The sequence below is a fragment of the Microbacterium sp. 3J1 genome, assembly GCF_001049495.1.
Lineage (GTDB): Bacteria > Actinomycetota > Actinomycetes > Actinomycetales > Microbacteriaceae > Microbacterium.
The window spans coordinates 516,132-527,711 of the sequence record NZ_CDWI01000011.1 but is presented as its reverse complement, the minus strand read 5'-3'; the positions used below and the strand labels follow the sequence as shown (position 1 = coordinate 527,711).

The window sequence follows — 11,580 nt, the reverse complement described above, 5'->3', positions numbered from 1 at the left end:
GGGCGTCAGCCTGCGACCAGGCGCGGCGTCCCCGCCTCGTACTCCAGGAGGTCGCCGGTCTCGCCCCGGCGGTGGGCGCGCCCGCCGATGACGAGCATGTAGATGAGGAACACCGCGAGCGCGGCGGCGCCGATCCCGATCTTGATCGGCCACGGGAGCGCCCAGCCCGTCACGAAGCCCTCCACGAGACCGGCGAGGAGAAGCGCGAACACGAGGCCGATCGCGACCGTGGCGAGGGCACGACCCTCTGTCGCCAGCGATTCTCCCCGAGAGCGGTGCCCGGGCGCGACCCACGACCAGAACAGATGCAGGCCGCCCGCAGCCGCGACGAAGATGCAGGTCATCTCGAGCATCCCGTGCGGGAGGATGTACAGGACCATGATGTCGGCCTTGTCGTGCGCGGCCATGACCGCCCCGGAGACCCCGAGGCCCATGGCGTTCTGCACCAGTGCGTTGATCGGCCAGATGCCGGTGATCCCGAACAGCACGCACTGCAGCGCGATCCACGCGTTGTTGGTCCACACCATCCCCATGAACACCGCAGCGGGATTCTCGGTGTAGTACCCGGTGAAGCTCTCGTCGGCATACTGCTCGAGGAGGTCCGGCGGACCGAGAGTCGCGATCAGCGCGGGGTCGGACGAGATCCACGCCGCCGTCCCGACGGCGACCGCTACGAAGCAGAGGGCGATGACCAGCGTCGTCCAGCGGAGGCGATACAGCGCGGCCGGCAGCTGCTGCGAGAAGAACCGGGCCGTCTGGGTGAGGATGCTGTCCGAAGCCCCGGTGAGGCGCAGACGCGCGCGCACCAGGATCGTCGAGAGGTAGGAGCCCTGCGGCGACTCTCCGACGGAGGTCTTCAGATCCGCGAGATCGGCGGATGCCGCGCGGTAGCGGACGATGAGCTCATCGACGCCCGCGCCGTCCAGTCGTGCATGACTGAGCTCTTCGAGCCGCTCCCACTCGGCTCGGCGTGCATCAGTCAGCGCATCGGCATCCACCTGATTTACTGTACTCATGTCTGCCCCGCTCGATACGTCCGACGAGGTCCTCTCCGGCGAGGCGGTCGCGATCGACGTCCAGCCGATCGGCTTCGTGCTGCGGGCGGCCGGGGCCATCATCGACATGCTGCTGAGCCTCGGCGTCTTCCTCCTCACGATCCTCCTGCGCGTCTGGCTGTCCGACATCGGCGTCCTGGATGAGACGACCGACCGGATCGCACTGGTCTCGTCGCTCGTCATCAGCTTCGTCGTCCTGCCGATCACGGTCGAGATGCTCCTCAAGGGGCGCAGCCTGGGCAAGCTGGCGGTCGGCGGACGCATCGTGCGCCTCGACGGAGGCGCGACCGGCTTCCGTCACGCCTTCATCCGCGCCCTCCTGGGCGTGCTCGAGATCTACATGACCCTCGGCAGCGTGGCCGTCCTGGCGGGCGCGTTCAGCGCGCGCTCGCAGCGACTCGGCGACATGGTCGCCGGCACCTACAGCCAACGCGTGCGCACGCCGAGACTGGTCGCCTCCGCGCCGGTCCTCCCCCCGACGCTCGCAGGCTGGGCGCAGATCGCCGATGTGGCACGTCTCCCCGACCGCCTGGCTCGGCGCATCTCCCAGTTCCTGCAGAGCGCTCCCCGCATGATCCCCGCCGCGCGCGCCCGCGTCGCGCAGGACCTCCTGACCGAGGCCGCGCCCTTCGTATCGCCCATGCCGTCCGCACCGCCGGAGCTGGTGCTCGTCGGCATCACCGTGCTGCGTCGGGAGCGCGAGCGTCGAGCGCTGCAGATCGCCGATCGTCGCGCCGAGAAGCTCAGCGGCCGGCACGTCGGCGTCTGACGACGCGACACCGTCAGCCTCGTGCGGGGCGTGACCGGGAGTCCGACGTCAGGCGCGCAGCGCCTCGTGCCGCACGACGAGCCAGCCTGCGGGAACCGACAGCCGATCAGCGTGCGGAGAGCACAGGTCGTGGGCGTTGGGGTGGTGGGCGATGCCGAGCGGGCCGAGGGCCGCCATCTGGTCGCCGTAGTCGTAGGTGAGCGTCGCCACCGCTTCTCGCGCGCAGCCGACCTTCGAGCAGAGTCTTCCGTCCATCTCCGCCAGGCTACGACCGCCGCGGCGGATGTGCCGGAGGCCGCGCCGCTCGCGGCGACCCACGTCGTAGACTTTCGCTATGCCTCGTCGCTCCCGTGCCTCCGCCGCGCCCCGTCGCGGGGCTCGCCACGGTCGGCACGGACGCCTGGGCCGCAGCGAGGTCGTGCGGCCTCCTCTCGCTCCGCTCGACGGGAGGATCGACCGATTCGATCTGACCGTCGGCACCGCGGTGGAGTTCCTGCGAGGGACCTGGCCCGAGCTGGAGGACGTGCGGTTCGAGATCGGCGCGATGCCCGCGTTCGACGCCTCGGTGGAGGTGCCGCGCTGGTATCTCGACCGGGAGAACCGCCGCATCGTCCTGTTCCGCCTGCCGATCGAGCGCCTTCTGCCTCCTGGTCACGACGACGGCGCCCACCGGAAGATGGCGATCGAGAGCGCGGTCTTCCGTGCAGCGGCGGAGTACGTCGGCCGCGAGCCGTGGGACTTCGGCGGCCACGACCACTGACCGCGCCGGCCGCACCCCTGACTCAGGGGTAGACGGTGATGCTCTGCTGCGCGCCGGCCGCCGGCCAGACCGGCCAAGCCGCGAGCGCCCCCGCGGCGGTCATCGTCACTGCCGCGTGCACCGGCGACGATGCGCTCACCGAGTAGACCGTGCGGTCCGTCACCTCGACGGATGCGGACGACTGTGCGGAGACCGTCAGCTCCTGCGGCTCGCCGCCGTCGACGGTCTCGATGCGGACGGTCGCCTCCTCGTCGCCGTCGTTGACGATCATCAACTCCGCGGCGGGCCCGTCGGGTACGGCCACCAGCACCTGCTCTTCGAGCTCGGGGGCAGGGGTGATCCAGGTGAAGTCCGTCTGCGGTCCCGCACCGTCCTGCACCCTCACCGCGGCGAGAACGGGAGCCTCAGCATCGATGTGCACGCTGTAGGTGCCCGGTGACAGAGAAGACAGCGACAGCTCCTGAGGCTGGCCGGCGATGAGCGGCACCGAGAACTCGTCGGCCGCAGTCGTCTCGCCCACCTCACGCACGGTGACCGATGCCTGGGTGTCGGCCTCGGGCGCGAGCATCCGGAGGACGGTCATCTCGGCGTTGTCTCCCTCGCTCTCGAACATCTGCACACCGGCGATCACCGGTCGCTTCTGCGGTGCGGCGACGGCGTCCTGCAGATCGACGCCCGCAGGGTCGAGGGTGCGCGTCAGCGACGACTGCAGCACCGCCCGCACGGGAGAACCAGTCGCCGTCACCTTGACGACGGGGATCCCGGCCCCCGTGGCCATCGACGTGAGCGGAAGGGCGAGCTGCGTCTCGGCGGGCACGATCACCGATCTCGATCCCCGCACGGATCCGAAGACCTCGAGAGTCACCGTGGAGGGCACGGCTCCCGGGTTCGTGAGTACGACGAGGTCCTCGGTCCCCGTCGCGACCGTGCCGCCGACCAGCCAGGACTCGGTACTCGCCGGACGGCACGGGGCGGAGGCGAATCCGAACAGGTCGGGAGCGGCGATGGAGACCGATTCCGTCGCTGCCAGTTCGGGCGCCGTGCGTCCTTCGACGACGCCGGTGAGGCGCTGTACATCACCGCCGTCGACGAGGTCTTCGACGGCGAGAGGGGTCGACTCGGGGGCGCCGCTCGTCCCGTCGACCGTCACGCGCGGAGAAGCGGCTGAGACCATCTCGAGAGGCCGCGACGTCGTGCGCCCGATCGCCCTGAGGTCTCCGTTGCACACCAGTACGGTGTCGCCGGGAAGAGGGGTCACCTCCGCCTGCGCCGGCTCATGTGCGATCGTGGGCCAGGGAGCCCCGACGGCGACGATCACACCGACCACGCAGGCGGCTGCGACGACGGCGCCGGTGAGGACGCGGGCGCTCGTCGCAGCGACGCGGAATGCTCGGGTGCCGTTCATCGCTTGTCCTCCGAAGTGTCTGCGGGCCGCATGTCGGCGCCGTCCGCATCGAGGTCCGAGGCGGACACCTCGCCCGATGCGGGCTCGAACTCGGGGTCGCGCTGTGGGTCGAGCTCCGGCTCGGGCTCGGCCTCGGGCAGCGGGTCCGGGGAAGACTCATCCAGCTCTGCGGCACCTGCGGGAACCGCGTGAGGATGGTCGTCCTCCAGGTCCTCCGTGTGCCGAGGAAGCACGAGCGGCTCGTCAGGGGCTCGCCCGACGATGCGTGACTTCGCTCTGGCGGCTCTGCGGGATGCCCGCGTGGGGATCGACAGCAGCAGCGCCGCGATCATCAGCACGAGCTGCACCGTGACGACCAGACGCGCCGTCGCGTGCTGGCCCGCAGACAGAGCGCCGCGCGGTTGCGCCTCCGCCTCCAGCCGGTACAGCACGCCACGATCGGTCGATCCGGCCTGGACGAACCCGGGGCGCTGATCGAGCGACGTCACGGCCGCCGTGTGCAGAGTGCGCGCGCGGTCGGATCCGTCGTCCGACAGCTCGGCAAGGAGCACGTAGCCGATTCCGACCTCTCCGAGTTCCGCGGCACCGTCGAAGTCCCGGGCCGAGAGCAGGTCGACGGCGAGGGTCGTGATGTCGGTGCCCTGGGGTTCGGTCGCCGTGCTGAGCATCGTCGACTGAGCGCTGAGAGTCTCGCTCGCGCCCCAGGCGACCTCTGCCGCCAGGCCGCCGTCGTCCTGCGGCGTGAGCACGAGCGTGCCCACCGGCCGATCGTCGACGGCCTGCGCGGCGACATAGGCGGGAAGCGACGACGCGGGACCGTCCTGCAGGACCGTTCGATCGGTGTGGAAGGCGGCGAGGGCGGGGACTGCGCACACCGAGACGGCGAGCCCGGCGACTGCGGCGCTGACGAGCCGGATGCGCGGCATGGTGAGGGCCGTGTCGAGCGTAACCAGAGCGGCGCCCGTGATGCCGATCCACGCGAGGCTGAGGCCCGCCCCCGGCCAGATCGGCACCGGCACGCCCTGCGCGAACGACACGGTGATCCCGACCGCGAGAAAAGCGGTGGCGAGGCCGCTGAGGGCGACGACGAGGAGCGTGATCCCGGCTCGCCACCGGGGGGCGACGGCGGACAGGAGCGCGAGGAGCGCGAGAGGTGCGAGCAGGACGCCCGCCCAGGGAGCGAGCTCTGCCCCGACCACGGTCGCCCAGCCGGCGAAGTCGGTGGTCGGGAAACCGGACGCGAGTGCGAGACGCCCCGCTGCGTCGGCCGAGGCCTGGGGTCCCGCCCAGATGAGGCCGGGATCCGCGAGCACCGCGATCAGACTGCCGTGACGGAGCTGCCAGACGACGAGCGGCGCGAACAGTGCGGCGGCCGGAACGAGGACCCAGAGCAGACGTACGGCACCGCGGAAGCGCCCACCGCCGAGCGTGATGCCGAGCGCGACGACCCAGAGAAGGACGAGAGCCGGGATCAGCGAGGGTGCGCAGGCGACGACGCCCGCGAAGAGGATGGATGCCGCGCCCGCCGCGCCCCAGGACCGATGCGCCACGACCGCGGTGTGGAACAGCCACGGCAGCAGCAGGTGCGCGAGCACTCCGGCGGGACGGCCGTCGATGAGGGCGGTGAGGAACGTCGGCGCCAAGGCCCAGACGATGCCCGCGAGGATGCGGAGTCCGGCGCGATCGGTCACCCGTGTGGCCGCGAACCACCCGCCGAGCACGGCGAGCGGGAGTGCGAGGATCCACAGCAGGACGAGAGCGAAAGACGGCCCGGCCGGCCAGAGGGAACCGAGGACCGCGAGCACGGCGGCGAACGGGTCTGCCGGACCGATGACGTCGACTCCCAGACCCCGCAGCCCCCACAATGCGTCCTCCCAGAGGGCCGCGACCGTCGTGCGGAGCGGGAGCAGGGCGCCGCCGCCCAGCACGGGCCAGGCGAGCAGCGTCGTGAACGTCGCCACGCTGACGACCAGTGCCGCCAGGACCGCCCAGGCCCCGCCTCCCGAGAAGAAGCGGAGCTCGCTCACCGCATGCCCCTCGCTGCCGTGGCCGTCGTCCAGCCGTCGCCGCAGGTCGTACCTGCTCACGCGCAGGGGCGCGATGCTGGACCAGCTCGACGTGCGGAAGGCGCGGATGCGCTGTCGAGACCTCGCGATGGCTCCGAATCGCACCATCGCCGTCAGCGCGGCAGCCCATTCGGGGATGACCTCCTCGGGGCGCTTGCCGATGAGGTGCGTGATCGACCGCCACAGAGCGAGTGGGAGCAGAGTCAGCCAGTGCAGCGGCACGGCGAACGCCGGCGCGTAGGCCAGCCGGCGGTGCAGCTGGGCGACCCTGACGGCGTAGGCACGACGACCGCGGCCGGTCGGCAGCGCTGCCGGCCCGTCGGGCGATACCGAGATCCGGGCGGACGGGACGAGGACGACTCGACCACCGCCGAGGCGTGCGCGGACGCCGAGATCGAGTCCCTCGTCCGCTCCGGCGAGCGCGGGGTCGACGCGCAGTGCGTCACGGACCTCGCCGCGGATGAGCATTCCCCGGACGTCCGCGCCCAGCGCGTCGTCCCGCCCGTCGTGCTGTCCCTGGTCGAGCTCGCCCGAGGCGAGTTCGACCGAGCGGCCGAGCGTGGTCATGCTGACGCCGAGCGAGACGATCTCGCGGTCGTTGTCGGTGTGTACCAGCTTGGGTGCGACGATCGCCGCAGACGGTGAGCGTTCCAGTGTGCCGATGAGCCGCTCCAGAGCACGGGGGTGCGGAGCCGTGTCGTGCGCCAGCAGCCACACCGCGCTGCCGTCGGCGACGCGGGGCCTGGCCAGCTCCACGGCGTCGGCGTACGAGGTGCCGCCTCGCGCCTCGATGATTCCTTCGACCATGCTCGCGACGGTCTCGCTCTCCCGAGCGGTCCGTGCGTCGCCGCACATCACGAGAGTGATGGCGGAGGGAGGAGCGGTCTGGGATCGCAGGGCGTCCAGTGTGCGGAGCAGCTGCGCGCGGGCGGACGAACCGGGGCGGGCCACGATGATGGCATGAACTCGGGCTGGCATGACGTGGCAAGCCTAAGCGCGGTATGCCGGACGCCCGAGCAGTGGCCGCGGCGTGGCCCCCAAGCGGATGTCGCGGGTCAGCTGGCCTGTCGCTTGAGCTTGCGACGCTCGCGCTCGGACAGACCGCCCCAGATGCCGAAGCGCTCGTCGTTGTTCAGTGCGTACTCGAGGCACTCGCCGCGCACGTCGCATGAGGTGCAGATCCGCTTCGCGTCGCGGGTCGACCCGCCCTTCTCGGGGAAGAAGGCCTCGGGGTCGGTCTGCGCGCACAGCGCATCAGCCTGCCAGGCGAGGGCGTTGTCGTCGTCGGCCTCGATCTTCCGCACCCCGGGGACACCGAGGTTGATCGGATCGACGAACCAGTTCTCCGGTACGTCCGAACGGTAACCCGTCATCTCGATCTCCAACCCATTGTTCCGCCCCCTCGGCGGGCCGTGCACCACTAATTACACCCGTGTCATTCGATTCGGTCAAGTCGCAGATCGTAAACCCTCAAGCAAGTCTTGAAGGTTCTTGAACTCTGCACGGCGTGTCGCGTCGTGACCCGGAGACCGACCGGACGGGGCTCCGTGTTCCCGGAACCCGGTCGGATCACGCGCGAACAGAGCCCGGTGAGGCCACGAAGGCCTCCCCGGCACCGCTCAGCGTCAGCGAGGTCTCGTCAGCCGACGCGAACACGGCGGAACCGACACGGACCTGGCGCGCCTCGCCGTCGGCTCCGCTCACCCGCACATCGCCCGCCGTCGCGAGCACCATCGTCGGGCCGGCGACAGGCACCACGACGTCGGTGCTCCCGAGCGTCACGCGGCCCAGAGCGAAATCGACGACCGGTACCGGGTAGGTGGTGACCACGCCGTCATCGGCGGGGCGGAGCACGGGAACCTCCCCCGCGGTGGTGTCGAGGATCGACAGGAGCTCCGGCACGTCGATGCGCTTGGGCGTGAGTCCGCCCCGCAGCACGTTGTCACTCGCAGCCATGATCTCGACGCCGAGACCGGAGACGTACGCGTGCAGTAGTCCGGCGCGCAGGAAGATCCCCTCGCCGCGACGCAGCACGACATGATTCATCAGCAGGGCGACTGCGACGCCGGGGTCGCCCGGGTACGCCTCGGCGATCGAGGCGACGCCTCTGATCGTCGTCGTCCACTCCCCCACGTCCGTGCGAGCCGCTCGGAGCACGGATGCGATCACCTGATCGACCTCTGCCTGCGCCTCACCGGACAGAAGCCACCCGATCGTGTCGCGCAGCGCATCGCCGGCGGCACCCAGCCTGGCGGCGAGCGCTGCCACACCCTCGCCCTCGCCGAGCGTCTGCAGGAGACGCAGGGTGTCCGGCACCGGACGCAGACCGCTGAGCGACTCGAATCGATCGCTCAGCGCGACGATCAGCTCAGGCTTGTGGTTGTCGTCGCGATAGTTGCGGGCGGGATCGGCGGGGTCGAGCCCGGCTTCTCTCGCCCAGCCCTCGCGTGCCTGCTCGAGAGTGGGATGGACCTGGATCGACAGCGGCGACGCCGCCGCGAGCAGCTTGAGGAGGTAGGGCAGCGAGCCGCCCGTCACCTCGTCGAGCGTGCCCCCGCCCTCGACGTCGGCGGGGTCGCCGGGGTGGTCCCCGAACCAGACCTCCGCCTCGGGTGCGGTCGACGGACCGCGACCCTCGAGATCGGCGAGCAGGGTCAGCGAGCCCCAGGCGTAGTCACGGGGCGCGTTCGAGAGGCTGAGCAGCATGCCACCAGCGTAGAGGCAGCCGTCCGCCCGACACGCGCCCTCAGCTGCGCCGCCGGTCGTGCGCGGTAGCCTGAACGCGATGGCCCAGTACACGAAGCATCCCGTGGCGGCCCCGCCGAGCGCACCCGAGCGCGAGTCGACGGGGCATCTCCTGCTGCGCGGCTACATCATCCTCGTGCTGTTCACGACGTTCGCGCACTCAGCGGTCTACAACCTCGTGGGCGAGGTCGGCGCGGTGATCGCCCTCGTGGTGTTCCTTCTCGCCACGGTGGCCATCGGCGTGCCTCTGCTGGCGCGGAACAGGCCGCAGCCTTTCGCCTGGCGACGACTCCCCTGGGCGGCGATCGCATACACGGTCCTCGCGCTCGTGTCCGTCGCCTGGTCGCAGTGGCGCGGGGCGACCCTGATCACCTGGGTCCTGCTCGCGACGGTGACCGTCAACGCGCTGTTCATCGTGCATGTGCTCACCTGGCACGAGATCGTCCGCGCGCTGGCGTCGGCGTTCAAGTGGATCCTGGGGCTGTCGCTCGTTCTCGAACTCTGGGTCGCGCTGGTGGTGCACGGCCCGATCCTGCCGAACTTCTTCGACCGCCCTGAGGGCGAGATCGACCCGCACTGGTACTGGGTGCGCGGGAATCTCTTCGACGGCGACCGCATCCAGGGCATCGTCGGCAACTCGAATCTGCTCGCCATCATCAGCCTCTTCGCGATCATCACCTTCGGCGTGCTCTATGCAGCCCGTGCCCGCTGGCGCACCACCCTCGCGCTGTGGGGGCTCCTCGCCGCGTTCTTCCTGCTCCGCGCCGGCTCCGCGACCGCCTACGCATGCGCCGCCGCCGCCGGAGTCGTGCTCGTCGTCGCACTTCTCATGCGGCGCACCACCACCCCCGGCGGGCGGACCAGGCTGTACGTCGTCGTCATCGGAGGGGCCGTCGTCCTCACCGCCGCCGTGTGGCTGCTGCAGAAGCCGCTCCTCGCCCTCCTCGGCCGCAGCTCCGACCTCACGGGCCGCTCCGACAAGATCTGGGAGAAGGTGCTCGACCGCGCAGCGGAGCATCCGCTCTTCGGCAACGGGTTCTCGAGCCCGTGGGTGCCGTTCGACCCCGCCTTCGCCGGGTGGATCGAGGACCACGGCATCACCGTCTTCCACGCGCACAACATGTGGCTCGACGTCCTGATGCAGCTCGGGGTGCTCGGCCTCCTGCTGGTCGGTCTGGCGTACCTCAGCCTTCTCTGGCGGTCGTGGTTCTTCGCGATCGACCGTCCTCGCTGGGACCTGGACTCCACCCGCCCGTACTCGCCGCTCACCCTGCTGCCGAGCCTCTTCACGATCGTCCTGCTCGTGCAGGGCTTCACGGAGTCGACGCCGATCATGCTGTGGGGGTGGATGCTGCTGGTCGTGCTCTCGTTCAAGATCAAGGCCGTTCCTCTCGTGGGCGTCGGCGAGCGCGAGCGAGTGATCGAGCGCGGAGAGAGAACACGGCGGGTTCCGTGACGCCGCGACGTCGTCTGGCCCGCCTCCTCGGATCGGCCGAGTTCGCCCGCGCGTTCACGATCGCGGTCCTGACCGCGGTGTTCGGCTCGTTCACGATCGAGAGGATGGCCTCGCAGGTCACCCTCGCGACGGTCATCTCCGCACTCTGCGTGCTGGGAGCCGGCATCCTGTGGGTCAGGCGCGAAGAGCTGTCGCTGCTGCGCATAGCCCCGTCGTCGCTGCTGGCCTTCCTCGCGTGGGCGCTCGTGAGCGTCGCCTGGACGACCGATCGGAGCGACTCGCTCCTCGCCTGGCTCTCGCTGCTCGGGTACGCGTTCCTCGCGATCACCGTCGGCCACATCCGCGACACCCTCCAGACCGTCCGCGCACTCGGCGACACGCTCCGCGGCCTGCTCGCCCTCTCGCTCGGGCTCGAGATCCTCTCCGGCGTCCTGCTCGACGTGCCGTTCGTGTTCCTCGGCATCCAGGGCGACCTCGCTGCGGGCGGACCGGTCCAGGGCATCTTCGGCAGCCGCAACATGCTCGGCTTCATCGCCGTGATCGCACTGATCACGTTCTTCATCGAATGGCGGTCGCAGTCCGTGACGGCGCCGATCGCCGTGCCGTCCATGGCGCTCGCGGCCCTGCTCGCCGTCCTCTCGGCATCGCCCACGGTGCTCGTCCTCGCCGCCGCCGTCGCCGTCGCCGTGGCCGCTCTCACGATCGTGCGCCACGCCCCTCCGGAGCGGCGCACGTTCGTCCAGTGGGTACTCGGCGTCCTGGTGACCCTCGCCCTCGCTGCGGCATTCGCCCTCCGGCATCCGATCATCGCCCTCATGAACGCCGGATCCGACTTCTCCATCAGGGCGACGCTCTGGAACACCATCCTCGACTTCGTGGCGCTGAAGCCGATCGAGGGCTGGGGCTGGTTCGGCTCATGGGCGCGCGGCGAGTACCCGTTCACCTACATCAACTTCCAGCTCGACGATCGTCATCAGAGCGCGCTGAACGCCTACTTCGATGTGCTGCTGCAGCTGGGCGCAGCGGGACTCGTGCTGTTCCTGCTCCTGGGCGGCATCGCCCTGGTGCGGTCGTGGCTGGTCGCCAGCGTGCGCCGTTCGGTCGTCTACGCGTGGACGCCCCTGATGCTGGTGACCCTCGCCGTCGACTCGATGTTCGAGAGCTTCACGCTCGTCGACGCCGGCTGGTTCCTGCTCGTGCTCTGCGCGCTGCGGGCCGGGCAGTCCCGGTCGTGGCGGGAGAAGATCGACGCGGCGCACACCGGAGCGATCCCCACTCTGCGATCGGAACACTGAGGCTCACGCCCGCCCTCGGGGGATTCCGA

General features: G+C 70.5%; 10 protein-coding genes. 4 read left to right on the top strand and 6 right to left on the bottom strand.

All coding sequences use genetic code 11. The features are described from left to right. Window positions 1-5 precede the first annotated feature (5 nt). Window positions 6-998, bottom strand: coding sequence for a stage II sporulation protein M (locus BN2660_RS11460; protein WP_091231876.1), 993 nt, complete (start codon window positions 996-998; stop codon window positions 6-8). A 16-nt stretch (window positions 999-1,014) separates the two neighbouring features. On the opposite strand from BN2660_RS11460, the gene BN2660_RS11455 reads away from it, so the two are divergent. After that, window positions 1,015-1,824 carry an RDD family protein gene (locus BN2660_RS11455; protein WP_091231873.1) on the top strand — a complete coding sequence of 270 codons (810 nt, stop codon included), beginning with the start codon at window positions 1,015-1,017 and terminating at the stop codon, window positions 1,822-1,824. A 48-nt stretch (window positions 1,825-1,872) separates the two neighbouring features. On the opposite strand, the gene BN2660_RS11450 is transcribed toward BN2660_RS11455, so the two are convergent. Continuing rightward, entirely contained in the window at window positions 1,873-2,079 is a 207-nt protein-coding gene (locus BN2660_RS11450; protein WP_091233611.1) for a DUF3499 family protein, read from the bottom strand. 163 nt (window positions 2,080-2,242) lie between these two features. Between BN2660_RS11450 and BN2660_RS11445 the strand changes: the two genes are divergently transcribed. Beyond that, window positions 2,243-2,584, top strand: coding sequence for a metallopeptidase family protein (locus BN2660_RS11445; RefSeq protein ID WP_091231870.1), 342 nt, complete (start codon window positions 2,243-2,245; stop codon window positions 2,582-2,584). Between the two features lie 22 nt (window positions 2,585-2,606). Here BN2660_RS11445 and BN2660_RS11440 read toward each other — a convergent pair whose 3' ends face one another. From BN2660_RS11440 to manA, 4 genes are all read right to left on the bottom strand, one after another. Continuing rightward, entirely contained in the window at window positions 2,607-3,989 is a 1,383-nt protein-coding gene (locus BN2660_RS11440) for a DUF5719 family protein (RefSeq protein ID WP_091231866.1), read from the bottom strand. After that, window positions 3,986-7,033, bottom strand: a complete 3,048-nt coding sequence (locus tag BN2660_RS11435; RefSeq protein ID WP_091231863.1) for a glycosyltransferase — start codon at window positions 7,031-7,033, stop codon at window positions 3,986-3,988. The genes BN2660_RS11440 and BN2660_RS11435 overlap by 4 nt, the downstream gene beginning before the upstream one ends. A 77-nt stretch (window positions 7,034-7,110) precedes the next feature. Then, window positions 7,111-7,428, bottom strand: coding sequence for a WhiB family transcriptional regulator (locus BN2660_RS11430; RefSeq protein WP_067117393.1), 318 nt, complete (start codon window positions 7,426-7,428; stop codon window positions 7,111-7,113). 196 nt (window positions 7,429-7,624) lie between these two features. Next, window positions 7,625-8,761, bottom strand: a complete 1,137-nt coding sequence (manA, locus tag BN2660_RS11425) for a mannose-6-phosphate isomerase, class I (protein WP_091231860.1) — start codon at window positions 8,759-8,761, stop codon at window positions 7,625-7,627. 79 nt (window positions 8,762-8,840) lie between these two features. Here manA and BN2660_RS11420 point away from each other — a divergent pair, with 79 nt between their 5' ends. Then, a complete protein-coding gene (locus tag BN2660_RS11420) occupies window positions 8,841-10,256 on the top strand; it encodes an O-antigen ligase family protein (RefSeq protein WP_091231857.1) in 1,416 nt (471 codons plus the stop codon). After that, window positions 10,253-11,551 carry an O-antigen ligase family protein gene (locus BN2660_RS11415; RefSeq protein WP_091231854.1) on the top strand — a complete coding sequence of 433 codons (1,299 nt, stop codon included), beginning with the start codon at window positions 10,253-10,255 and terminating at the stop codon, window positions 11,549-11,551. Before BN2660_RS11420 ends, BN2660_RS11415 begins: the two co-directional genes overlap by 4 nt. Window positions 11,552-11,580: the final 29 nt, after the last annotated feature.

Coding starts and splice junctions, on each gene's coding strand:
- BN2660_RS11455 (WP_091231873.1), top strand. CDS start 1,015: ATGTCTGCCCCGCTCGATACGTCCGACGAGGTCCTCTCCGGCGAGGCG.
- BN2660_RS11450 (WP_091233611.1), bottom strand. CDS start 2,079: ATGGACGGAAGACTCTGCTCGAAGGTCGGCTGCGCGCGAGAAGCGGTG.
- BN2660_RS11440 (WP_091231866.1), bottom strand. CDS start 3,989: ATGAACGGCACCCGAGCATTCCGCGTCGCTGCGACGAGCGCCCGCGTC.
- BN2660_RS11435 (WP_091231863.1), bottom strand. CDS start 7,033: ATGCCAGCCCGAGTTCATGCCATCATCGTGGCCCGCCCCGGTTCGTCC.
- BN2660_RS11430 (WP_067117393.1), bottom strand. CDS start 7,428: ATGACGGGTTACCGTTCGGACGTACCGGAGAACTGGTTCGTCGATCCG.
- manA (WP_091231860.1), bottom strand. CDS start 8,761: ATGCTGCTCAGCCTCTCGAACGCGCCCCGTGACTACGCCTGGGGCTCG.
- BN2660_RS11420 (WP_091231857.1), top strand. CDS start 8,841: ATGGCCCAGTACACGAAGCATCCCGTGGCGGCCCCGCCGAGCGCACCC.